The organism is Oscillatoria nigro-viridis PCC 7112, from assembly GCF_000317475.1.
GTDB lineage: Bacteria > Cyanobacteriota > Cyanobacteriia > Cyanobacteriales > Microcoleaceae > Microcoleus > Microcoleus nigroviridis.
The window spans coordinates 2,230,989-2,254,769 of the sequence record NC_019729.1 but is presented as its reverse complement, the minus strand read 5'-3'; the positions used below and the strand labels follow the sequence as shown (position 1 = coordinate 2,254,769).

Here is a 23,781-nt window from a genome sequence, read left to right as displayed (position 1 = left end):
TTAATTTTGACAGTCAATATTTGAGATGAGGAGAGCCAAAATGAATGCAGGTATAGATTTAACCAGTCCCATTCCCGGATACCGTCTAATCGAGCAACTGTACAGTGGTTCTAAAACCCTGGTTTATCGAGCGATTCGAGAAATCGATCGGCTTCCAGTTGTCATTAAACTATTAAATAGAGACTATCCCAGTTTCAGTGAACTGCTGCAATTCCGCAACCAGTACACCATCGCCAAAAATCTACGTCTGCCGGGAGTCGTTGAACCTTACAGTCTGGAATCCTACCGCAACAGCTATACCCTAGTGATGGAGGATTTTGGCGGCATTTCTCTACGGCAATACGCCCAAGATCGATGCCGAAGACTGCTGGGTGAAGCACCTACGCGGACTTTAGCAGAAATATTGGCGATCGCCATTCAAATAACTGACATCCTTAACGGACTGTACCAAAACCGAGTCATTCACAAAGATATTAAGCCAGCTAACGTCCTCATACATCCGGAAACTAAACAAGTCAAACTGATTGACTTTAGCATCGCCTCCCTACTGCCGAGAGAAACTCAAGAAATTCAAAATCCCAACGTTTTAGAAGGAACCCTCGCCTATATTTCTCCCGAACAAACTGGACGAATGAACCGAGGCATCGACTACCGCACCGACTTTTATTCTCTGGGAGCCACTTTTTACGAACTGCTGACAGGAAAACTGCCATTTGAATGTGACGATCCGATGGAGTTGATTCACTGCCATATTGCCAAACAACCTCCTGCAATAAACAGTCAAGAAATCCCGCAGGTGGTTTCGGATATTGTCATGAAGCTGATGGCAAAAAATGCCGAAAAACGCTATCAAAGTGCCAAGGGATTGAAGCACGACTTAGAAAGGTGTTTGCAGCAATGCCAAGAAAGTGGAAAAATTGAAACATTTGAGTTAGGAACGCGGGATGTATGCGATCGCTTCCTGATTCCCGACAAACTCTATGGAAGAGAAACCGAAGTAGAAACGCTCATACAAGCCTTTGAAAGAGTCAGCGAAGGTGCAACAGAAATGATGCTAGTTGCGGGTTTTTCAGGAATCGGAAAAACCGCAGTGGTCAACGAAGTTCATAAACCCATAGTGAGGCAAAGGGGTTATTTTATTAAAGGGAAATATGACCAATTTCATCGCAACATTCCCTTCAGCGCCTTTGTACAAGCATTCCGCGATTTAATGGGACAATTGCTATCCGAATCAGATTGGCAATTAGAAACATGGAAAACCCAGATATTAACCGCATTAGGAGACAACGGACAAGTCTTAATTGACGTAATTCCTGAGTTAGAAAATATTATCGGTAAACAGCCAGCCGCCATTGAATTATCAGGAACAGCCGCCCAAAATCGCTTTAATCTCCTGTTTCAAAAATTTGTGCAAGTCTTTACCAGTAAAGAACATCCGTTAGTCATGTTTTTAGATGACTTGCAATGGGCAGATTCCGCATCACTGAACTTGCTGAAATTATTGATGCAAGATGGGGGGTATCTATTAATATTAGGTGCATATCGAGATAATGAAGTCTCCCCCGTACATCCATTCATTTTAACAGTGGAGGAAATTGTCAAAACTGGGGCAACGGTGAATACAATTACTTTGCCACCGTTAAGGGAACCTGATATGAATCAGTTAGTGGCAGATACACTGAATTGTGAATCATTCCTAGCCCAGCCTTTAACAAAATTGGTCTCTCAAAAAACTCAAGGTAATCCTTTTTTTGCGACCCAGTTTCTCAAAGCATTACATGATGACAAGTTAATTAGCTTTGATTGCGAGATTCAATATTGGCAATGCGATATTGCCCAAGTGAAGGCATTAGCAATTACTGATGATGTCGTTGAATTCCTGGCATTGCAATTACAGAAATTGCCCAGAGAAACTCAGGATAGTCTCAAACTAGCGGCTTGTATTGGGGCGCAGTTTGATTTGAATACCTTAGCACTTGTCAGTGAGAAATCACCCGAAAGTAGCGCCACAGCTTTATGGAAAGCCTTGCAAGAAAGTTTGGTAATTCCTAATACGGAAATTTATAAGTTCTATACCCAATCTGATAGTGAAGAAGTTTTCAATGATTCCGCTAATCCGACTTATAGATTTTTACACGATCGCGTCCAACAAGCGGCTTATTCATTGATTCCTGACGAGCAAAAACAGCAGACCCATTACCATATTGGGCAACTACTCCAACAAAACTTATCAGAGATAGAAAAAGAGGAAAAGCTGTTTGATATTGTCGGGCATTTGAATTTCGGAATTGAGTTCATGGCTCAAGCTGAGGAACGGGAAGCCTTAGCCAGATTGAACTTAGCAGCCGGACAGAAAGCCAGAAATTCTACAGCCTATGCAGGCGCCAGAAGTTTTGTGAAAACAGGGCTGGAGTTACTCACAGAAAACTGTTGGCAAACTCAGTATGAATTAACCCTAAATCTGTATGTTGCTGCGGCTGAAACTGCCTACTTAAATGCCGATTTTAATGGCATGGAAGAAATGGCAGCCCAGGTTTTGCGATCGGCAAAAACAATACTAGATAAAATCAAGATATTTGAGATTCAAATCAACGCGCTGACAACTCAGAGTCAGATGTTAGAAGCGATCGCGATCGGCACCAATGCCCTAGCACAATTGGGGATTGAACTACCATGCGAAACTGACGAAGCCTTGACACGCATTGCATTACAAAACCTTGCCAGTCAACTGGAGGGCAAACAGATTGAGGAACTGGTTAACCTTCCCGTGATGAGCGATCCTCGGACAATCGCGGCGATGCAATTGTTAGGCATCTTGTTTCCGGCTATTTTTATGGGAAATCCTGCCTTGCAGCCTCTACTTTGTGCCACAATGGTCAGTCTATCACTTCAATTTGGCAATGCACCAGCATCAACAATCGGGTATGTGGGTTATGGCATTGTGCTGTCTGGTTTTTGCGGAGAAGTAGAAAAAGGTTATCGCTTTGGGCGAGTAGCACTCAGCTTGCTCAATCAGTTGAATTGGCGAGAATTTAAATGTATCACTTTACTTTGGTTTGGCTGTTTTATCCAGCATCGTCAAGAAGCACTGAGGGCAACAATCCCAACGGCGAAACAAGGCTATTTAGTAGGAATGGAAACAGGTGATTTTCTCAATGCTGGCTACTGCGTCAGTAGTTATTTATATAATAATTTTTTTTCTGGAGTAGAGCTTGATGATTGGCACGCAGAAATAGAAAATTACTGTGTTGTCTTAGCGACTGTGAAGCAATATTCTCCTCTGGTTTACCTGAAGATGGCACAACAGACTGTGCATAACTTGAGGGAAATTGTCAATCAACCTGATTTGTTAATCGGTCAGGCTTATGATGAAACCGTGATGTTTCCTCAGCACAATCAGAATAGTGAGCTTACTGCACTTGCTCTTGCCTATAACTACAAACTAATGCTTGCCTATCTCTTTGGCAACTACACCAACGCCCTAGACTACATTGCCCAAGCAAGCCTTTATTTGAAGGTAGCGGCAGCAATGATTCATACTCCGGTTTTCCATTTCTATGCCGGGTTAACCTACTTGGCACTCTGCTCTACACAGTCAGAAATTGAGCAAGCTAACACTCTCGCTTTGGCAGAAACCCATCAAACCACTCTGGCTAAATGGGCACACCAGGCCCCGATGAATCACCAACATAAAGTTGACTTAGTAGAAGCAGAAAAATGCCGGATTTTAGGCAATAATTATGAAGCGGGAGATTGGTACGATCGCGCTATTTCAGAAGCCAAAGACAATGGTTATATCCAAGAAGAAGGTTTAGCCAACGAACTAGCTGCCAAATTCTACTTAGATTGGGGGAAAGAAAAAGTTGCACAATCTTACATGATTGAGGCGTATTACTGTTATTCCCGTTGGGGTGCAAAGGCTAAAGTAGCTTATTTAGAACACCACTATCCACAACTACTGAAAGCTATTCTCCAACCTGCTAACTTTGCCGTCACATCTGGGGCAACCATCAACCCGACCTGGATGAGAAGCTTAAATAGCCTCAGTAGTAACGAGAATTTATGGTTAGATTTTCCAGCAGTAATGATGGCGGCACAAGCCATTTCACAAGAAATTGAATTAGAGAAACTGTTAGCCACTTTGATGCAGATTATGCTTGCGAATGGGGGATCGCAAATCGGTTGTTTAGTGCTTCGCCAAGACCGACAATGGTTAGTCGTCGCTCAAGCCGCACTAAAGCAGACAAAAATATTAGAAATTCCTCTGGAACAATATCAGGAAATTCCTCAGAGTTTGATTTATGCGGTGGCACGAACTCAAGCGACGGCTGTTTTTGACAACTTAAGTACAGCCGACCAATTTGCAGGCGATCGCTATATTATAGCTCATCAACCTAAATCAGTTTTATGTACTCCAATTATTCGGCAAGGAAAACTCGTCGGTATTGTGTACTTAGAAAATAACTTAACAGTGGGAGCATTTACTAATGAGCGAGTAGAAATTCTCCAGATGCTCGCAGCTCAAGCGGCGAGCTCTATTGATAATGCTCGTTTATATAAACAAATAGAGAAATATTCCCAAAGCTTAGAAGCAGAAGTAGCGCAAAAGACGGAAGATTTAAGGCAAAAAGCTTTTGATTTAGAGCAAGCATTTAAAAACTTACAACAAACCCAAGCACAATTAATTCAGAGCGAAAAAATGTCATCTCTCGGTCAACTGGTAGCTGGGATTGCTCACGAAATCAACAATCCAGTAACATTTATTCGCAGTAATGTTTCACATATAGAGGATTATGTCAAAGATTTGCTTATTTTACTTGATATTTATCAACAAGAGTATCCTGAACCCAGTAAAGTAATTCAAGCGAAAATAGAAGAAATGGATTTAGATTTTTTGTGGAAAGATTTAATTAAAATTCTCGAATCTATGAAAGCAGGGAGCGATCGCATTAGCCAGATTATCTTGAGTTTGCGTAACTTTTCCCGCTTAGATGAAGCCGACATGAAAGCAGTAGATTTACATACCGGAATTGAAAGCACTTTGCTAATTTTACAAACTCGCTTAAGACTGAGCGATGGCAAATCAGAAATACAAGTTATTAAAGAGTACGGAAATCTGCCCAAGGTCATTTGTTATGCTAGTGAGATCAATCAAGTATTTCTGAGTATTATCAGTAACGCTATTGATGCTCTTGAATCAATTAATAAAACAGAGAAAAATCCTGTCATCACGATTCATACTGAAGTTATAGAAAAAGACAGGGTGAGAATTAAAATCACTGATAATGGTGCCGGTATCCCGGCGAGTATTCAATCTCGAATATTCGATCCATTTTTTACAACTAAACCAGTGGGTAGCGGTACAGGTTTGGGTTTATCTGTTAGCTATGGTATTGTCAAAAAACATGGCGGTAAATTAACCTGTAATTCTAGAGTCGGAGAGGGTACAGAGTTAGCGATCGAGATTCCTATCAGCTATATTAGAGCCTAAAGAAGCTTCTTACTGCTACGCCCGTTGGGAGGTCAAACAAAAGATATTAGATCGTTTATTGACGAAGAAAGCAGTGGGCAAAGGAACGGGTTTAGGATTGGCGCACGGCAGATTGTAGTTGAGAAACATGGGGGTATGCTAGAAGTAAGCTCAACTTTAGGTCGAGGTACAGAATTTATAATTTCACTGCCATGTTGAGCATTAGCGCGGTGTTTTTATATTCGCGGGGAGGGTATAAGTGGGTGATTGAGTTGCCGATTGGCGAGTTCAAACAAGGGTACATTAGGCTCTGTAACAGCGGGGTTGTCGATCGATTAGACTTCTGTTAAACTTTTCAGGAAATTCAGCCAGTCGCGCTGTTCTTTTACAGTCAACTTAAAGCCGGAAACAAAATTACTTTTGATATTCAATCTGTGAGCATCGGAATTATTCAGATCTCTCTTCTTTTCATCTGCGTGAATGGGCGTCAGTCCCTTGTCCGGGGCGGTTAATACATTCTCTTTTTTTTACCGCAGATGAGGGCAGATGCAACACAGATTAACGCAGATGAATTAGATCGAGTCCGGTTGCACGGTCGGTGATTGTTGACTGTTGGCTGGATTGGAAGCCCGACGATGCTACAGGATTTTATCTGAGCTGGTTTTCACTTCCTACTCCAGCTAAATTTCGTTTTTTGATAGTTCTACCGCCCGATTTAGAGTCAGCGATAACTTGTGCCAAATTCTTGATACTTCGGTCGCACTAATTCATACAGGAATCTCGATCGCAAATTCCGTACCTTCTCCTACGGTGGAACGGCAGCTCAATGCTCCGGCGTGTTTTTCCGCGACAATTCGGTAACTGATGGCTAACCCTAAACCAGTGCCTTTTCCCATCGGTTTTGTAGTGAAAAAGGGGTCAAATAATCGGCTCCGCACGTCTTCTGTCATGCCGATCGCATTATCGGAAATGCGGATGCAAATACTATTTTCGTTCAGGGCTTCTGTGCGAATGCTAATAGTTGGTTCCCAATCGTTGCTGACCGCGGCTCGCCTTTTTTGGTTGCAAGCATCTTCCAAGGCGTCAATACTGTTGCTAAGCAGGTTCATAAATACTTGATTTAGCTGACCTGCATAACATTCAATTAAAGGAATTTTACCGTAATCTTTGATTACTTTAATTTCGGGATAGTCGCCTCTGGCGCGCAGTTTGTTGTGTAAAATTAGGAGCGTATTGTCTATGCCTTCGTGAAGGTTGGTAGGCTTTTTTACCGAGTCGTCTAAACGCGAGAAATTTCGCAAGCTGAGAACTATTTCGCGAATTCGATCTGCTCCCATTTTCATCGAAGATAATATTTTTAGCAAATCTTCTGTCAAAAATTCTAAATCGATGTTATCAATACATTGTTGAATTTCTACCGCTGGCTCAGGATAGTGTTTTTGGTAAAGTTCTACAAGCTGCAACAAGTCTCTGATATATTGGCTGGCATAGGAAATATTGCCGTAGATAAAACTGACAGGGTTATTAATTTCGTGAGCTACTCCAGCTACCATTTGACCGAGACTTGACATTTTTTCGGTATGAATTAGGTGAGCTTGAGTTTCTCGGAGTTCTTTGAGGGCGATTTCTAGCTGCTGGGCTCTGTTGTTGGCGATCGCCTCAGAAAGGCGCAAAGCATCCTCGGCTGCTTTGCGCTCTGTTATGTCAAAAATGGCGCCGTTGAGGGATAAAACTTCACCGTCTGCGTTGAAAAGGGCTTGACCTTTCTCTACAACCCACCGCACATTTCCGTCGCAGTGAATTAGGCGATATTCGATGATGTAAGGTTGTTTTGTTTTAATAGCCCGATCGATAGTTTTATCGATATACTCAGCGTCCTGGGGATGAACTATACTCGGAAAAGCCTGCACCGGTTTTTGCATAAAGTTAGCTGCGGGATAGCCAGAAATAGCTTCGATGCCACTGCTGATAAATGTTAAGCTCGCTCGCCCAGCAGCACTGCACCGGTAAACCGCACCGGGAATGCTAGAAACTAATGACCTAAATTCTTCTTCTCTTTCTCGCAAAGCTGCCTCAATCCGCTTGCGTTCGCTAATGTCGCGAGCAAACGCGCACTGATATTCTTTGCCGTTAAACTCCAAATGATCGATCGTAATTTCTACCGGAAATATTCGACCGTACTTAGTGAGGTGGTGAACTTCAATATTAACCGAACCGCAGCGTTTTAAGACTTTCCAGTGCAAACTCCAAGCAGTTTGGGGAAAATCTGGATTGATGTCGTGCACGGTCATCGAGAGCAATTCAGCGGTTGAATATCCCAAGGAAGAGCAAGCGGCGTCGTTGACGTACAAAAATTTACCGTCGGCCCCGATCCAGAATATCGCATCTGCCGATCGGTCGATCGCAAACTGAGTCAGTTGCAACTTTTCCTCAACCCGCTGGCGATCGGCAATTTCTTTTTCTAACTGTTCGTTAAGCGAATTGAGAGCTAAAGTGCCATCGACAATAGTATCTGAAGGGTAAAGATCGATCGATTGTTTTGCTAATTCTCCTTTCTCTATATAATGTTGGGGCTGATTTTCTTCTACCTGTTTTAACGACTGTTGTTGAAATTTTTCTCTTTGATTGAAACCAGACTCGGCAAGTGCTTTCGGCATGAGGGCGAGGGCGGTTGCGGCTAAAAGCCAAGAAATCAAAGCACTTGCAGCTTTGAGAGTTACCGACAGCCAATATATGGAATGCCAAAGCGTCCAAACTTCCGTCAATTTAGCAGCGCCCCAGGCAAAAAAAACAACGGCAAACAGCCGGAAAATCTTGCGGTGAGAACCTTGGCGGGTAAAATAAACTAAACATAGGGCGATCGAGCAATAAGCCAGTGCCGTCAGCGAGTCAAAAACAGCGTACAGCCGCAACTCCGGCACCACGTTGCAGGCGAGTGTAGAAGATACAGCAAGTGTTGAAAAAAAAATTGTTAATTGTTCTTGCATAAAGTTCAAGAAAAAAATTATCTGTACCAATGCAAATCCGATCAAATCTAATTATTTGATTTCAGCTAGTGAAATGTTTACATAATTATATACTTTTTTCATTTTTTATGAAACAGCTATTTTTTCAGGAAATATCAAAACTGTCGAGGTGGGGCCCTGGGAACGAAGCTTGTCCCAAGTATGAGCAATGGTGAGCCTCACGGCTATCAACGCTTACCTTGCTCCCTGTGACGGAATACATAGGTTCGCCTGCGGATTGCTTCAGAAACATTTAAATTGTTAATGATCGCTATTAAATTTTCTTTTAGATGACTTAAGCTGTGAGCCAGGGGTTTTTAACCCCTGGCTCACAGATGGACTAGCAGACTTTTAAGGCAGAGAAAATCTCAATTTTTCCGCTGGAAATCCACAATTAAGCACCGCCCAGCGCCCAATGCACCAAAGTCCGAACTCCAAAACCGGTAGCCCCAGGGCCGTTGTAGCCATTTTCTTTGTCAGTCCAAACCGGGCCGGCAATATCTAAATGCGCCCATGCAGTATCCTTTACAAACTGCTTCAAAAATAGCGCCGCCGTAATCGAACCGCCGGGACGCGGGCCTGTGTTTTTCATGTCGGCGTGCAATGCTTTCAAGCCCTCAAAATATTTTTCTTCCATCGGCATTCGCCAAAATTTTTCGCCTGCCAATTCTGAGGCGGCGACTATTTCGGCGGCGACGCTATCTTGAGGACTCCACAAACCCGCGATCTCGTCGCCTAAAGCAATTACGCAGGCCCCGGTTAGAGTTGCTAAATCGACAATCGCGTCAACTCCCAATTTATCAGCAAATACCAAAGCATCAGCCAGGGTTAAACGACCTTCAGCGTCGGTATTGTTGACTTCAATTGTTTTGCCGTTGGAAGCTGTAAGGATGTCTCCAGGCCGCAGGGCGCGACCGCTGATCATGTTTTCAGTGACGGCGCTGATAAAGTGAACTTCCACATCGGGTTTGATGTGTCCGATCGCCTTTGCCGCTCCCAAAGTAGCCGCAGCGCCGCCCATATCTATTTTCATCATTTCAATGCCGCTGCCGGCGCCTTTGATGTTCAAACCCCCAGAATCAAAGGTCAATCCTTTGCCCACAATTGCTATTTTGCGGCGCGGTGTGCCTTCTGGTTTGTAAGTCAAATGGATGAATTTTGGTGGTAAATCAGATGCTAGAGCCACGCCGAGAAAGGCTCCCATTCCTAGTTTTTCACAGTCTTCCCGCTCCAATATTTTTAATTCTAAACCGCATTCGGCAGCCAGACTTTGAGCAGTTTCTGCCATGGTAATCGGGGTGACAAAATTTGCCGGCGCTGCGACTAATTCCCGTGCTAAAATGACTCCGGCAGTGATTTGGCGGGCGCGGGCGATCGCACTTTCGGTACCGGCAAAACCGAGCAAATGAATTTGTTCGAGTTGCGGGCTTTTGTCTTCCGGTTCCGATTTGAAACGGTTGTCTTGATTCAGGGAGAGTTCTACACCTTCGGCGATGGCGCTTGCTGTAGAATCCGGCGCGTTTTTCCACACCGGAAAGCTAATTCCGAGGGTTTTGCATTTCTCTTTTTTGGCTAACTTGGCGCAAACGCCCGCAGCTTGCCGCACGGTGTCTAATTTTAAGTCCTCTGTTTTGCCCAAACCGACGATCGCAATTTTGCGAATGGGATTATTGCCGCCGACGCGGGTGATGGCGCTCGTGCCCACTTTGCCCTTAAAATCTACTTCCAGTAGCAGCTCTTTCAAAGTGCCTGCAAGCTTTTCATCTAATTGTGCCAGATCGCCCGTGAGTTCCAGGGCGTCCTCAAATAGACCAATTGCCAGGGCGTCTCCTGTCCAAACAGAGCGGGGCGTATCGGTGACTAGAAATTCCATGTTTTGATTTACACTTTAGATTTTAGATTTTTGATTGTACTTTGCAGTGGGTGGTTTGTGGTTTTTCGTTGGTGCGGGTAAATAGATCGATCGCACAAATTCTCCGCTCCACATCGAAATAAATTCTGCTACTATATCAGCCAAGTCCGCCTGCGATCGGATCTTCCACCAATCTCAATCATCTGTTTGGGGGTCTGCAGTCCGTTTTTGCCCCACTATTAACATTTATTTCTCGTTGAACGGGCATCCTGTCTGTGATGGCGTGGAACACCCATCCTGCCTGTGATGGCTTTTGACAAACGATCGGTTATCTATTGTTATTCTCTTAAATTTTCCCATGCTAAAACGACGCCCGGCCCGATTTTCTGTTTTAATCAGCGTTTCAGTTTGCGTTATTGCGATCGGCTCTTTGGTTGCTGCGATGAAATGGATGGGTTTTGGCTCGTTCCAGAAGGCCCAGCAGCCCCTGAATGCAGCGAATTCCGAATCGCAAGTCAAGATGCTGGTATCGCTGTCACCGAGCGAGCGATCGGCGAAATTAGTTGAACTCGCAACCAGTCAGGCTGCAAGTACGAACCCGCAGCAGGAAATCTCCCCTCAAAGCCGCGCCCGCTACCTGCTTGCCAGCGATTTAATCCAGCAAGGAAATGCGGCCAAAGCATTAAAGTTATTGGACAAATTAGAGCAAGAATATCCGGTTTTAGCTGCTCACATTGCCCTAAAAAGGGCCCAAGCTTACCAATTAAGCGGCGACAAAGGCAAAGCCCAAAAAGCTTGGCAGGAACTGCTCAAAAACTATCCGAGCGACCCGGTAGCAGCGGAAGCTTTATATGTTTTAGGCAAGTCAAAACCCGAATATTGGCAACAGGCAATTACTGAATTTCCCGGTCATCCCCGCAGCGTAGAAATTGCCATCCGCAAGTTAAAAGAAAATCCCAATCAGCCGCAGTTGATGCTGCTCGTAGCAAAACACGGTCATTATGTCAAAGATTACGGGACAATTTTGGAACAACTGGTGCAGCGAAACAGCGCCGCTTTGAAACCGGAAGATTGGGAAGAAATTGCCTTTGGCTATTGGGAAAAACAAGATTATGGCAAAGGAGCTATTGCTTACGGGAAAGCTCCCCGCAACGCCAAAAATCTTTACCGCAAAGCTCGCGGTTTGTGGCTGGAGGGAAAAATACCGGAATCGAGAATTGCCTATCAAGAATTAGTGCGCGAGTTTCCCGATGCCGAAGATACTGGTTTGGGTTTAATTCGGCTGTCGCGGCTGAGCGAACCGAAAGAAGCGATCGTTTTGCTCGATCGAGTTATTAGCAAATTCCCCAATTATGCCGCCGAAGCTTTGTTAGATAAATCCCAACTTCTCGACAAAGCACGCAGCGGTCAATCCGCCTCAGAAACCCGGAAGTTGCTCTTGACAAAATACAATAATTCTGATAAAGCAGGCGAATTGCGGTGGACGATCGCCCAGCAGTTTGCCAAAGGCGGAGATTTAAAATCAGCTTGGCAGTGGGCGAGAGAATTAACCACCCACAATCCCGACAGCGAACAAGCTCCAGAAGCAGCATTTTGGGTCGGAAAATGGGCACAGCAACTCGGCCGCCAACAAGACGCCAAGACTGCATTTGAGTACACTATATTACGCTATCCCGAATCATATTTTGCGTGGCGATCGGCTGTACTTCTCGGCTGGCCAGTCGGCGACTTTACCACAGTCCGAGATTTGTCTCCCAATGTAGTGCGGCCGCCTCAGCGCCCCGAACCAACTGCTGGTTCTCCTGCTTTGAAAGAACTCTATCAATTAGGTCAAGATAGAGACGCTTGGACGCTGTGGCAAATAGAATTTATCGACCGCGTAGAACCAAGTATTGCCGAACAGTTTACCGACGGTTTAATGCGAGTAGCAGTCGGAGACAATTTAGACGGTTTGTGGATGGTTGGTAGTTTGCGGCAGCGCGATAAACCAGATGATAGAACCCAATACCTGGAGCTCAGACAGCAACCGATTTATTGGCAAGCACTTTATCCTTTTCCTTACTTAGAAACCATTGTCAAATGGTCGCAAGAACGCAAAATAAATCCAGTATTAGTAACAGCATTAATCCGGCAAGAATCTCGGTTTATGCCCGCCATCAAATCATCAGTTGGCGCCACTGGTTTAATGCAAGTAATGCCGGAAACAGCAGCTTGGGTTGCTGATAAAATCAGTCTCAAAAAGTATTCATTGGAGAATGTGGACGACAACGTTAAACTCGGTACGTGGTATTTGGATCACACTCACGACGAGTACAAGAATAACTCGATGTTAGCTGTGGCGAGTTACAATGCCGGGCCGAATGCAGTATCAGATTGGTTGAAGAGGTTTGATTTTAGTGACCCGGATGCTTTTGCGGAAAAGATTCCGTTTCCTGAAACGAAAGGATACGTGAAATCGGTGTTTGAGAATTACTGGAATTATCTGCGGATTTACAATCCAGAAGTTAATCAGTTAATGAGCGAGCATTATGCGGCTGCTCAGAAAAAAGCCAAGTGAATTATTCGCGGTGTGGGGGCGGGTTTATCTAAATTGCTGGTAATCGTTATATCTTTTTGGTGGAACCCGCCCCTACAAAATATGGTTTCGTAGGGGCGGGTTCCACCAACCATAATCTCCCCAAACAAACAATCTCAAAAACCCGCCCCCACCCAACAAACAATCATCAGTAATTGACCGGAGATGATATCAGCGGCATCCCAAAGAATCGCGAGTAGAAATCCCAGTTTGAGAATTAATCCCGGTTGCCTTTGTACACAATTCTTTAACTTGCGATCCGTCCATAATTGCGTCGGTAAAGTCAGCGCCGGTGATATCAACTCCGTCAAAAGTAGAACGAAGCAAAATCGTTTCCGCTAAAATTGCATCGCTTAAATCGGCATTAGTAAATTTAACTTGATCTATCATTGCATTAGTTAAATTGGCGCCGTGCAAATTCGCCTGAGTCATTACCGAAGCGCTCATAATTGCTCCCCGCAAATCGGCATTAGAAAAATTAGTCAAGTCCATATTAGCGTTAGAAAACTCAGCGGCCCGCAGCATTTGACCGGAAAAATCGCGTCTTGTCAGTTCGGCATTGCTAAAGGACAGCGGAGGAGCGTAATATTTAGATTGAGCCAGGGCTGGCCGCGGGAAGATGAAGATAGTTAACGCGAATAGCAATGCAGCTAGTTGCCGGAGTTTCATAAGTCTGATATTCTTGCAAGGTGGGTATTTCGTAGTGTATCCCGAACTTTGGTCGATCGACTAAACAGTTACAATCTTAATTAAGAGTGATGGAGATGAAAAAAAACATATGCTAAGTTTTTTCTTAACTTGGATAGTAGCAGCGGTTTCGCTGGTCATTACAGCTTACATTGTACCAGGTATTTCGGTGGTGAGCTTTCCGGCGGCGATGCTGGCTGCTGTTGTTATCGGATTGGTGAACGCGGTTGTCAGACCGATTCTTACATTGCTGACGCTGCCTTTGACCATTATTACTTTAGGTTTGTTTTTGTTTGTTGTGAATGCAATTTCGCTTTCCCTGGCTTCGTGGTTGGCGGGTGCGTTCAGTATCGGCTTTGTGGTTAACGGTTTTTGGCCGGCTTTGTTTGGTTCCATTGTGCTGTCATTCGTTTCTGGGTTAATCGGTCGATTTGTGAATGCCAATACTTTGGCTCAGTAATACATTATTCCAGATACTCGATCGGGCAAACTGCAACCGCTACTGTTACCGCAGAACCCGCCCTAACCCCTCCTTTTGAAAGGGGGGGATTTTTGCTGCGAAATATTTGTTTAGGGACTAAAAGCTTTTCACGGGCGGGCAGGATGCCCACCCCACAAGCAGATTCACTCTTCGCTTCACAGGCATCTTGCCTGTTGTTGAGAATTGTGGCACAGGCATCTTGCCTGTTATCGAGCATGGTACAAGATATCAGTTCGATCGCACAAAGTGCTGCGGCTTCTGCTACGCTGGGCGTGCCGACTTCTTTGAGTGCAATATTTGAAGGATTGGGGACTTCTACGGAACTTAAAATGTCAGCCGCAAAGGTTTGTAACGGCCAATTTCGCGCTTGACAAAGTTCCAGCAAGCCGACTTCACCTGCTTTAGTGTCTATTGTAGCAATCCCTGCGATCGCACTTTCCGCTAAATGATAAGCACGGCATACTTGTTTAATCGCAGTTTCGATTAATTCTCGCCCTGTTCCGCGTTCGCAACCTATCCCTATCCACAACACTCTCGGATGCCACTGAACTTTTGGCAAAGCAGATTCCGGCGAAAATCTTCTCTGGGTGAAACTAATCCAAATTCGGGCTTTGATAGTTGATATATTTTCCCCCTCCCAATACAAAGAATGTTTTTCTGGCAGACTGTTTTGCCACAAAGTAGAACCAACTTCTTGAATTACTTCGACAGTTTCCCCTCTAGCAATAGCCGCCGCCACTCCTGTCCAGTCACCTTCGCCCCGCCTCCAACCGCTGGGAATGTCTAGCATATCTAAAGTCAATTCATCGCTCATTATTCAGTTATCTATTCTGTAATTTAACTGCAACCGCAATCTTAAAAAAAGATTAACACTCTGTTTAGTGAAAATTTGGTATAATTTTACACAAAATGCAAAAAAAAACACATTTAAGATAGTAGAACTGCACCAGTTACTATTAGGTTTTGAAAGCAACCTCAAATGGGAAGGAGTGACAAAAAAATAGATATAGCGCCGGGAAGTTGGGTGAGCGATGTGACAGCATCAGTTAATCTGACACATCTAGCATAATAGCTAGTTGAATTGGAATCTAAGTTGCAGTGGTAATCGGGGAATACTCATTAGAAATAGCCTCAGCATCGTTGGTATAAGAATGTCTGGAAGCATCGATTGTTCAATAAGCATCAAGTTTATTGATGGAACTTGAAACCATACAAATTCTGAAGCTGTGACCGAGGAATGGCAGAACTATCTGCTGGATAATTGGTACAGCAAATGCACAAATTTAAGGAGTAGTTTAGACGAGTAAAATCCTTTAGATATGCGTTTCCAGGATCGAATTTTTTCTAATTACTAATGACTAATTGTTCATCTTTAATTCAAACCCCATTCACAAAAATATCAGCGAGTCCTTCAGCCATTACCTGCATTTGCTGCGGTGAAGCGTTCGGTTCCATCATCGTATTTTGGCTGAAGCCCGCGACTGCAAACATTCCCAAAAATATCTGAGCGACAATCTTCGGCTTCATCTTTCGATAAACTCGTTTTTCCATCGCCGTTTCAAAAAAAGCCTCAGCCACATCCCTCATTATCAAGAACCAACAGTCTAAATGAATAAAATTTGTACAAAAATAGCACAAACTGCAAACAAGACCAAATTTCATATGGTAGAACTAAACCAATTACTGTTAGAGTTTCAAGCCCATCTAAGCAGTGACGCAGTGACGGAAGAATGGAAAGAACGTCGCGACTGTTGGATGAGCGAGGTGTCAGCAGCAAGTGACGAAAAACACCTAGCAAAATTGCTAGTTGAATTAGAATCAAATTTTCAGCGAGAAGCGGTACAAAGTCTCTGGAAAATGATCCGTGAAAGTTGGGTAGAAGAATGTCATATAGCATCGACGCTGGAAGAAGTATCAAGTCTATTGCTGGAACTTGAAAGCAATACTACTTGGGAAGTAGTGACGGATGAATGGCAGGATAATCGGGAGAAGTGGGTGCAAAAGATGTACGAATTTATAGAGTAATAATTCACTTAATCAAAATCCACTTTCATGGTGAATGATGTCCCTCCTGTGCGGTTGATTGTCTCGCTGCCATCAATTACTTTAAATCCCGATCGCTCGTACAAACTCAGGGCTCGATTCGAGCTTCTGACACTCAGGGATACCGATCGATAAGAGGCTTTTGCTGCTGACAGCAAACGAGCCAGCAACTGCGTTCCTACACCCTGATTTCTATATTCTGGAAGAACGGCGATCGCCAATTCCGGGGTAGTATCGTCAACCCAGCCAAAGCCCTTGTCATCCTCTGCAAACAAACGCAGCCAGGCGGCTCCTACTGGCTGGCTGCCGTTCAATTCCATTGCTGCGAAGCCCAAATCGCTTGCACGTCCCCAATTCTGAACATATTTCGCAATTAAAGGATGATTGACAACTGCTTGCACCGTTGATTCACCTTCTTCTGCCATGTGCGCCGCTTCATACAGCATTTGCCACAAAAAAGGCTCGTCTTCCTGCGTTAGCGGCCGAATAGAATAGTGCAAAACTTTGCTCATAACAAGTTTTCCCTGTTGCCCTAATTATTCATCTTTCTGTAAAACCCCATTCAGAAAAATATCAGCGAGTCCTTCGGCCATTTCCTGCATTTCCTGCACAGAAGCATTCGGCTCCATAATCGTATTTTGACTGAAACCCGCGACTGCAAACATTCCCAAAAATACCTGAGCGACAATCTTCGGATTCATCTTCCGATAAACTCCTTTTTCCATCGCTGTTTCAAAAAAAGCCTCAGCAACATTGGTCATTTTTCCGATGACTTCCAACTGAATGCGATCGCGCAAATCCGGGTGAAATTGCGCCTCCAAAAAACACACCCGCATCATGTCGCTATTCTCGCGGATATTCAGCATCCGTCGGCGCATCACCTGAGCCACTGCTTTGTAACTGCCCATCTCGCTTAATTCAGTCAGCAAATCCGTCAGCAACTCTACCCATCCTTCCGTCGCCACCTCAATCAAAATCGCTTTTTTATTATCAAAATGCCGAAATAGCGTACCCTCGGCAACCCCCGCCGCGGCTGCTAAATCGCGAGTTGTCGTGCCGTCGTATCCGCTGCGGGCAAACAACCGCTGAGCGGCTTGTAAAATTCGCTTCTTGGTTTCTGTTTCAGAAGGAGGAGACTGATTAAAAATTCGCATGGCTTTGCAATCGGTAATTTGCGACTTGGAACTACGGGTTCGGGACTGAATGGCTAAATAATGTTAAGTTTTAAGTTGTGCGTGACTTTAATCTTAAACTGGAAGTGACGCAACAGATCGCTTATGCCCCCAAAAATCTTGATGCTTAAAAAGCATCTCTTGTGATTCGGCATAAACTTCTTGCCGTTTGACAATCCAAAATCTAAAATCTAAAATCTAAAATCCCATGACCCTTTTTGAGATTTGCTGTATCAGCCTAACATCTGCGGCGCAACAGATCGCTTATGCCTCCAAAAATCTTTATCCTGAGAAAAGAATCCCTGGCTACCGAGCACAAACATTTGTTTGTTTGACAATCCAAAATCTAAAATCTAAAATCTAAAATCGAATGACCCCGCAGTTCCAAAAACCCCGTGAAGCGAAGCTATCCCGTAGGGAATCGCCCGATCGCCAAACTCGATTCATCGCCTCCCTGCTGGCCGCTGTACTGCTGTGGTGGGGCCTTTCTCCCGAAATCGCCCTCGCCCGCCCCAACCCCGCTAGCGGCTCCCAAACAGTCTCTGTTCAACCGTCGCTCGATCGAGTAATCAGCCAAGTCAGCGAATTTAAGCTCGACAACGGCATGACATTCATCGTGCTCGAAAGGCCCAGAGCGCCCGTAGCATCATTTCTGATTCACGCCGATGTGGGTGGGGCAAACGAACCCGACGGCAAAACCGGAGTCGCTCACTATCTCGAACATTTAGCCTTCAAAGGCACGCCAAAAATCGGCACTACCGACTACAAAGCTGAAAAGCCGCTGCTAGAGAAACAAGACCAACTCTTCGAGCAAATGCAAGCAGCCAAGACCAGCGGCAAAACTGAAGAAGTCGCCCAATTAAAAGCAGAATTTGACAAAGTTGAAGCCGAAGCTTCGCAATTTGTCAAGCGCAACGAACTCGGCAAAATAGTCGAACAAGCAGGCGGAGTCGGACTAAATGCCGCTACTACCACCGACGCCACAATGTATTTTTACAGCCTCCCAGCTAACAAATTAGAACTGTGGATGTCGCTGGAATCCGAGCGATTTCTAGAACCAGTATTTCGGGAGTTTTACAAAGAAAAACAGGTAATTTTAGAAGAGCGCAGGCTGCGAACCGAGAATTCTCCGATCGGACAAATGGTTGAAGTTTTTGCCAACAAAGCTTTCTCTGTTCATCCCTACCGCCGCCCGGTAATTGGCTACACTGAAGACATTAAAAACCTCAGCCGCAGCGACGTGCAGAAGTTTTTTGAGACTCACTACGTCCCCAGCAAGCTGACTGTGGCGGTGGTAGGAGACGTGAAAGCTTCGGAGGTGAAGCGACTCGCTCAAATTTATTTCGGCCGTTACAAGGCTTCGCCAGCGCCTGCAGAATTGCAGATTGTCGAACCTCCCCAAACGCAAACTCAGGAAGTCACGCTTAAATTAAAAACTCAACCTTGGTATTTGGAAGGATACCACCGGCCGGCGATGAATCATCCCGACAATGCGATTTATGAAATGATTGGTTCTTTGCTCAGCGATGGCCGCACTTCTCGGCTTTACAAATCTTTGGTAGAACAACAGCAATTGGCGCTCGCGGCTCAAGGTTTCAGCGGTTATCCGGGGGACAAGTATCCGAATTTGATGTTATTTTACGCTCAAACTGCTCCGGGCCGCACGGTTGATGAAGTAGCCTCCGCTTTGAGCAAGGAAATCGATCGCCTGAAAACTGAGCCGGTTTCTGATTTGGAATTGGAGCGAGTGAAAACTCAGGCGAGAGCCGATTTGTTGCGATCGCTCAATTCTAATATGGGCATGGCATTTTCGCTGCTGGACTATCAAGTAAACACCGGTTCGTGGCGAAATTTGTTCAAGGAATTGGATGCGATCGCGGCTGTTACTCCCGCTGACATTCAGCGTGTCTCTCAGGCAACTTTCCGTCCGGAAAATCGCACGATTGGTAAGCTTTTGCCGCTGTAAAGAAGTCAGTTGTCAGTTGTCAGTTGACTGTTGACTGTTGACTGTTGTCAGTTGTCAGTTGTCAGTGGTGAGCAAACAGCAAACAGCCAACAGCGAACAGTCAACATTTGTCAGAATGTATAACTTAGGAGAAAGAATGAAAAGGACTAAATTGAGACTGAAAAAAGTAAAGTTATTTCTGCTATCGCTTTGCTTTTTTACTGTTTCACTGGGCACGTTTAATTTGTTACCTTCCTTGGCGGCGGCACCCAAACACTACGACGAATTAACATTTCCCCCGCTGTCAGAAATTAAACTGCCTAAATACACTCGCTTCGAGCTGAAAAATGGCATCCGGGTGTATCTGATGGAAGACAGGGAACTCCCTTTAGTCGGGGGAACGGCTCTATTTCGCACTGGCGAGCGTTTTGAACCTGCCGATAAAATTGGATTGGGAGGTTTGACGGGAGAAGTCATGCGAACTGGTGGCACTAGCCGGCATACGGCTGATGAATTAAATCAGTTGCTAGAACAGCGAGCAGCTTCGGTAGAAACGGGGATTGATGTTGCTTCTGGTACCGCTAATTTTAGTGCTTTAGCTGAAGATGTGGAACCCGTGTTTGACTTATTTGCGGAAGTGATTCGGGAGCCAATATTTGCTCAGGAAAAGTTGGATTTAGCGAAGAATCAAACTCAAGGTGCGATCGCCCGCCGCAATGACGATCCTAACGGTATTACCGGCCGCGAGTTTCAAAAATTAATTTACGGCGATCGCAGTCCTTACGCGCGCACGGTAGAATACAAAACCCTCGCCAATATTTCCCGCGACGATTTGGTGAGTTTCTACCAGAAATATTTCCACCCCAAGAATATGATTTTGGGTATTTCTGGCGACTTTGACACAGCTAAAATGCGATCGCTCGTCGAGCAAAAATTTGGCAACTGGCAACCGAATCTAAGTGCTGAAGTGCCTGCGCTACCAACCGTATCGCCAGCAAAGGGCGACGGCGTATTTTTGGTAAATCAGCCGCAATTAAGCCAAAGTTACGTGCAGATGGGACATTTGGGCGGAATGCTCAGCAGTCCCGATTACGGTGCTTTGGACGTAATGAACGGGGTTCTCAACGGTTTCGGCGGTCGTTTGTTTAATAACGTGCGATCGCGCCAAGGCTTAGCTTATTCAGTATACGCGGCTTGGAGTCCGAGATATGACTATCCGGGGGTGTTTGTCGCTGGAGGCCAAACGCGATCGGACGCGACAGTACCGTTTATCCAGGCAATTCGCACAGAGATCGATCGTATCCGCACCGAACCAATTACCCCGGAAGAATTAGCTTTTGCTAAAGATTCCACCCTGAATTCTTTCATCTTTAAATTTGAAAATCCCAGTCAAACTTTGTCGCGATTAATTCGCTACGAATACTACGGTTATCCCGAAGATTTCATTTTTCGCTACCGCCGCAGCATCGAAGCAGCAACAATTGCCGACGTGCAGCGCGTAGCCAAGACTTACTTGAAACCGGAGAATTTGATAACATTAGTAGTGGGAAATACTGCGGCAATTCAACCGCCGTTATCGAGTTTAGGAAATTCGGTAAAAGTGCAATCTCTTGATATCACTATTCCCTCGGCGACTTGACGATGATTCGTGTGACGCACCTGACTATTGTGTGGTGCGTCACTGTGAGATTGTCACTCTAATTTGTTAATTTTTGATGGCGACACACCCTACGACTATCTTGCTGAAGAACTCGATTACTAAAGCTCTGGAATCCCAAAACTACCTAACTGACTAGAGTTTGTCACATCAACCCGTACTTGAAATTGAATTATTGAAGGTTTGACTGTAATTTTTTTCGGCATACCAAAATCTTTATTTGGCTGGATTACCTCACACGGAGCGAAACGGACTGCTTCGTGAACATCAATGATCGTTCCTAAAAAATCGCCTTCTGGAGTGTTATAAAATTCAATGGATCGCCCCTCAACAGGAGGATAAGGCATAAGCGTAGAAAATGAACCGAAACCAACCTCTTTATTTACACAAATTAGAATAGACCAAAGGTATACTCCAAACTCAGTCCCACAGATCACTGTATCTGATGAACTCATTATTATCCCCTCATTTAAAATGGACAAGGTAGCAAATATTATATTCTATGCCTACCATCCTAAAGCTGATCGCCCAGTTGAAAAACTCGGCTGACAGATATCCCGCCCTTTCAGGCCAGCCGATCGGGATCGACACCCAACTCCCGCAACTTTGCAGCCAATACCTCCGCCCGCTGGCGTTCCTGTTCTGCCCGCTGGCGTTCCTGTTGGGCCTGTTCCGAACTCCACAGCAGCAAATTTCCCTGCGAATCCCACCAGCGCAGCCAATTCATAGTTTGCCCCAGCCGTTCCCCCGGCCAAATCCCCAGCCACAAATCCAACTCTGGAATCCGCACCCGTCCCTCAGCATCAGCAGCCTGCGTTTCATAGGCTCCATTTTGCAGATACCGCACTTCCAGCTTGGGCTCGTAGGGGTCGTAAGTAACATAGGTGGGCACTTGCAGAATCTGTTCGTAGAAGTAGAGCTTGCCGTAGGGAGGAGTCGATCGCACCGACAGTTCGCCGTAATCTTCATTAGACAAAAACTCCATCACCACCGATACCGGCGCACCCTCCAGATTCGGCGTGTAACTGCGGCGAATCGTGCCCTCTGCGACTCGATGCACTTGCGGCACGTAAAACCAATCCGGTGCTTTGACTACAGTCTGCTTATTTACTGTCGCTACCAGTCCAAAATTGGAACCGATTAGGGCGATCGGCCCAATGCGTCCCGCGGCTCCCAGAGCATCGGTGAGAGCGGCCGCAAGGGGTGGTTGTTGAATATTTTCCACGGGATCGTCCGGTAATACAAAGTCGGCGGGTAAGGCTTCCCAGGTGACAGTTGGTGCTTTGGAACTCGACGGGATTTGAAGAACCATTAGCTCATACCATTTTAGATTTTAGATTTTAGATTTTAGATTGGAAAAGAAGGTGTTTGTAGTGAGGATTAAAGTCCTCCTAAAACTCGCTCGGATTTTAGTCCTCACTACGAACAATATTCAACTAAAAATCTATGCTCAAAGGCGCTCTCGGAAACGGAATCACATCCCGAATATTCCCCATTCCCGTCATAAACTGCACTAACCGCTCAAATCCCAAACCAAACCCAGCGTGAGGCACAGTACCGTAGCGGCGCAAATCCAAATACCACCACAATTCCTCCTTATTCATACCCTGCGCTTCCATGCGCCGCTCCAACACATCCAGCCTTTCTTCCCGCTGCGAACCGCCGATAATTTCCCCAATATTAGGAGCCAAAACATCCATTGCTCGCACCGTTTTCTCGTCCTCGTTTAAACGCATATAAAATGCTTTAATCCCGACGGGATAATCGCTGACAATTGTCGGCTTTTTAAACAAATCCTCAGCCAAGTAACGCTCGTGCTCCGACTGCAAATCCAAGCCCCAACTTACTGGAAAATCAAACTTTTTGTCGGCTTTTTCCAAAAGTGCGATCGCCTCGGTATAAGTAATCCGCTCGAACTGATTGTTAATGATATTTTCAGCAGTCGCCAAAACCGTCTTATCAATGCGCTCGTTGAAAAACTCCATATCTTCCGGGCAATGCTCCAAAACGTATTTAAAAATATACTTTAAAAACGCCTCAGCCAAATCCATATCTCCCTGCAAATCGCAGAAAGCCATTTCCGGTTCAATCATCCAAAACTCAGCTAAATGTCGCGAAGTATTAGAATTTTCGGCTCTGAAAGTCGGGCCAAAAGTGTAAACATTTCCGAAAGCCATCGCCATAACTTCCGCTTCCAACTGGCCGCTAACTGTTAAATAGGCGCGCTTGCCAAAAAAGTCTTTAGCATAATCAACCTCTTGCGAATCAGTGCGCGGCACATTCTTTAAATCAAAGTTGGTAACGGCGAACATTTCCCCCGCCCCTTCGCAGTCGCTAGCCGCAATAATCGGAGTGTGAACCCACAAAAAACCGCGTTCTTGAAAAAATTGGTGTACCGCCGCCGAACAAGCATTGCGGACTCGAAAGACAGCACCGTGGGTGTTTGTGCGCGGCCGCAAATGGGCGATTGTCCGCAAAAATTCAAAGGAATGGCGCTTTTTTTGCAGCGGATAAGTTTGCGGGTCTGCATCGCCGTAAACTTGCACTTGTGAGGCTTTCAACTCAATTCGCTGTCCTTTCGCCGGAGACGCTACCAGCACTCCCGACACTTCTAAAGATGCACCTGTATTCAGTTGTTTGAGTACATTTTCAAAGTCTGGCAAATCTGAATTTATGACTACTTGCAAGTTAGCCATCGCCGAACCGTCGTTCACTTCGACAAAGGCAAATTCTTTCAATTCGCGCTTAGTGCGAACCCAGCCTTGAACAGTTACAGTTTCGTCGGGTTCACCTGCGCGCAAAATTGCTGCTATTCGTTGAGTTGTCATATCCACTCCTGTTTATTTAATATTTTGCACCATATTGATCTCTTTTCTCGGACTCTGCGCCCTCTG

The 23,781-nt window shown here is 45.2% G+C and carries 15 protein-coding genes and 2 pseudogenes; 7 read left to right on the top strand and 10 right to left on the bottom strand.

Annotation, left to right across the window (positions count from 1 at the left end):
* The first annotated feature begins 40 nt into the window (after positions 1 to 40).
* Both OSC7112_RS09695 and OSC7112_RS42570 read left to right on the top strand, forming a co-directional pair.
* Positions 41 to 5,491 (top strand): trifunctional serine/threonine-protein kinase/ATP-binding protein/sensor histidine kinase, encoded by a 5,451-nt coding sequence (locus OSC7112_RS09695; RefSeq protein WP_015175732.1) that lies wholly within the window; start codon positions 41 to 43, stop codon positions 5,489 to 5,491.
* A gap of 31 nt (positions 5,492 to 5,522) precedes the next feature.
* Positions 5,523 to 5,689: pseudogene (locus OSC7112_RS42570) on the top strand (ATP-binding protein); the annotation flags it as partial.
* 548 nt (positions 5,690 to 6,237) lie between these two features.
* Here the strand turns inward: OSC7112_RS42570 and OSC7112_RS09690 are convergent.
* Both OSC7112_RS09690 and OSC7112_RS09685 read right to left on the bottom strand, forming a co-directional pair.
* Positions 6,238 to 8,457, bottom strand: coding sequence for a PAS domain S-box protein (locus tag OSC7112_RS09690; protein ID WP_223300803.1), 2,220 nt, complete (start codon positions 8,455 to 8,457; stop codon positions 6,238 to 6,240).
* 412 nt (positions 8,458 to 8,869) lie between these two features.
* Positions 8,870 to 10,348 carry a leucyl aminopeptidase gene (locus OSC7112_RS09685; RefSeq protein ID WP_015175730.1) on the bottom strand — a complete coding sequence of 493 codons (1,479 nt, stop codon included), beginning with the start codon at positions 10,346 to 10,348 and terminating at the stop codon, positions 8,870 to 8,872.
* 337 nt (positions 10,349 to 10,685) lie between these two features.
* On the opposite strand from OSC7112_RS09685, the gene OSC7112_RS09680 reads away from it, so the two are divergent.
* Positions 10,686 to 12,884, top strand: coding sequence for a transglycosylase SLT domain-containing protein (locus tag OSC7112_RS09680; RefSeq protein ID WP_015175729.1), 2,199 nt, complete (start codon positions 10,686 to 10,688; stop codon positions 12,882 to 12,884).
* A 189-nt stretch (positions 12,885 to 13,073) separates the two neighbouring features.
* Here the strand turns inward: OSC7112_RS09680 and OSC7112_RS09675 are convergent, their stop codons facing one another.
* On the bottom strand, positions 13,074 to 13,571 hold the full coding sequence (locus OSC7112_RS09675) for a pentapeptide repeat-containing protein (RefSeq protein ID WP_015175728.1): 498 nt from the start codon (positions 13,569 to 13,571) through the stop codon (positions 13,074 to 13,076).
* A gap of 109 nt (positions 13,572 to 13,680) precedes the next feature.
* Here OSC7112_RS09675 and OSC7112_RS09670 point away from each other — a divergent pair, with 109 nt between their 5' ends.
* On the top strand, positions 13,681 to 14,049 hold the full coding sequence (locus OSC7112_RS09670; protein ID WP_015175727.1) for a phage holin family protein: 369 nt from the start codon (positions 13,681 to 13,683) through the stop codon (positions 14,047 to 14,049).
* Between the two features lie 4 nt (positions 14,050 to 14,053).
* On the opposite strand, the gene OSC7112_RS09665 is transcribed toward OSC7112_RS09670, so the two are convergent.
* A complete protein-coding gene (locus OSC7112_RS09665; RefSeq protein WP_015175726.1) occupies positions 14,054 to 14,884 on the bottom strand; it encodes a cobalamin biosynthesis protein in 831 nt (276 codons plus the stop codon).
* Positions 14,885 to 15,447: 563 nt separating this feature from the next.
* Positions 15,448 to 15,657, bottom strand: a pseudogene (locus OSC7112_RS09660) (TetR/AcrR family transcriptional regulator); the annotation flags it as partial.
* Positions 15,658 to 15,732: 75 nt separating this feature from the next.
* Between OSC7112_RS09660 and OSC7112_RS09655 the strand changes: the two are divergent.
* Positions 15,733 to 16,095: a hypothetical protein gene (locus OSC7112_RS09655; RefSeq protein WP_015175725.1), complete on the top strand. Its 363-nt coding sequence runs from the start codon at positions 15,733 to 15,735 to the stop codon at positions 16,093 to 16,095.
* Between the two features lie 8 nt (positions 16,096 to 16,103).
* Here OSC7112_RS09655 and OSC7112_RS09650 read toward each other — a convergent pair whose 3' ends face one another.
* Entirely contained in the window at positions 16,104 to 16,625 is a 522-nt protein-coding gene (locus OSC7112_RS09650; RefSeq protein WP_015175724.1) for a GNAT family N-acetyltransferase, read from the bottom strand.
* Positions 16,626 to 16,649: 24 nt separating this feature from the next.
* The gene (locus OSC7112_RS09645; RefSeq protein ID WP_015175723.1) at positions 16,650 to 17,267 is read right to left on the bottom strand and encodes a TetR/AcrR family transcriptional regulator; all 618 of its coding nucleotides are present in this window, start codon (positions 17,265 to 17,267) and stop codon (positions 16,650 to 16,652) included.
* 388 nt (positions 17,268 to 17,655) lie between these two features.
* On the opposite strand from OSC7112_RS09645, the gene OSC7112_RS09640 reads away from it, so the two are divergent.
* Both OSC7112_RS09640 and OSC7112_RS09635 read left to right on the top strand, forming a co-directional pair.
* Positions 17,656 to 19,251, top strand: coding sequence for a M16 family metallopeptidase (locus tag OSC7112_RS09640; RefSeq protein ID WP_015175722.1), 1,596 nt, complete (start codon positions 17,656 to 17,658; stop codon positions 19,249 to 19,251).
* Positions 19,252 to 19,387: 136 nt separating this feature from the next.
* The gene (locus OSC7112_RS09635; RefSeq protein ID WP_015175721.1) at positions 19,388 to 20,869 is read left to right on the top strand and encodes a M16 family metallopeptidase; all 1,482 of its coding nucleotides are present in this window, start codon (positions 19,388 to 19,390) and stop codon (positions 20,867 to 20,869) included.
* 119 nt (positions 20,870 to 20,988) lie between these two features.
* Here the strand turns inward: OSC7112_RS09635 and OSC7112_RS09630 are convergent, their stop codons facing one another.
* The 3 genes from OSC7112_RS09630 to asnS all read right to left on the bottom strand — a co-directional run bounded on the left by OSC7112_RS09630 (position 20,989) and on the right by asnS (position 23,715).
* Complete coding sequence (locus OSC7112_RS09630; protein WP_015175720.1) at positions 20,989 to 21,342, bottom strand: hypothetical protein; 354 nt, start codon at positions 21,340 to 21,342, stop codon at positions 20,989 to 20,991.
* Positions 21,343 to 21,452: 110 nt separating this feature from the next.
* Positions 21,453 to 22,199 carry a Uma2 family endonuclease gene (locus OSC7112_RS09625; protein ID WP_015175719.1) on the bottom strand — a complete coding sequence of 249 codons (747 nt, stop codon included), beginning with the start codon at positions 22,197 to 22,199 and terminating at the stop codon, positions 21,453 to 21,455.
* 124 nt (positions 22,200 to 22,323) lie between these two features.
* Positions 22,324 to 23,715, bottom strand: coding sequence for an asparagine--tRNA ligase (gene asnS / locus OSC7112_RS09620; protein ID WP_015175718.1), 1,392 nt, complete (start codon positions 23,713 to 23,715; stop codon positions 22,324 to 22,326).
* Positions 23,716 to 23,781: the final 66 nt, after the last annotated feature.

Coding starts and splice junctions, on each gene's coding strand:
- OSC7112_RS09695 (WP_015175732.1), top strand. CDS start 41: ATGAATGCAGGTATAGATTTAACCAGTCCCATTCCCGGATACCGTCTA.
- OSC7112_RS09690 (WP_223300803.1), bottom strand. CDS start 8,457: ATGCAAGAACAATTAACAATTTTTTTTTCAACACTTGCTGTATCTTCT.
- OSC7112_RS09685 (WP_015175730.1), bottom strand. CDS start 10,348: ATGGAATTTCTAGTCACCGATACGCCCCGCTCTGTTTGGACAGGAGAC.
- OSC7112_RS09680 (WP_015175729.1), top strand. CDS start 10,686: ATGCTAAAACGACGCCCGGCCCGATTTTCTGTTTTAATCAGCGTTTCA.
- OSC7112_RS09675 (WP_015175728.1), bottom strand. CDS start 13,571: ATGAAACTCCGGCAACTAGCTGCATTGCTATTCGCGTTAACTATCTTC.
- OSC7112_RS09670 (WP_015175727.1), top strand. CDS start 13,681: ATGCTAAGTTTTTTCTTAACTTGGATAGTAGCAGCGGTTTCGCTGGTC.
- OSC7112_RS09665 (WP_015175726.1), bottom strand. CDS start 14,884: ATGAGCGATGAATTGACTTTAGATATGCTAGACATTCCCAGCGGTTGG.
- OSC7112_RS09655 (WP_015175725.1), top strand. CDS start 15,733: ATGGTAGAACTAAACCAATTACTGTTAGAGTTTCAAGCCCATCTAAGC.
- OSC7112_RS09650 (WP_015175724.1), bottom strand. CDS start 16,625: ATGAGCAAAGTTTTGCACTATTCTATTCGGCCGCTAACGCAGGAAGAC.
- OSC7112_RS09645 (WP_015175723.1), bottom strand. CDS start 17,267: ATGCGAATTTTTAATCAGTCTCCTCCTTCTGAAACAGAAACCAAGAAG.
- OSC7112_RS09640 (WP_015175722.1), top strand. CDS start 17,656: ATGACCCCGCAGTTCCAAAAACCCCGTGAAGCGAAGCTATCCCGTAGG.
- OSC7112_RS09635 (WP_015175721.1), top strand. CDS start 19,388: ATGAAAAGGACTAAATTGAGACTGAAAAAAGTAAAGTTATTTCTGCTA.
- OSC7112_RS09630 (WP_015175720.1), bottom strand. CDS start 21,342: ATGAGTTCATCAGATACAGTGATCTGTGGGACTGAGTTTGGAGTATAC.
- OSC7112_RS09625 (WP_015175719.1), bottom strand. CDS start 22,199: ATGGTTCTTCAAATCCCGTCGAGTTCCAAAGCACCAACTGTCACCTGG.
- asnS (WP_015175718.1), bottom strand. CDS start 23,715: ATGACAACTCAACGAATAGCAGCAATTTTGCGCGCAGGTGAACCCGAC.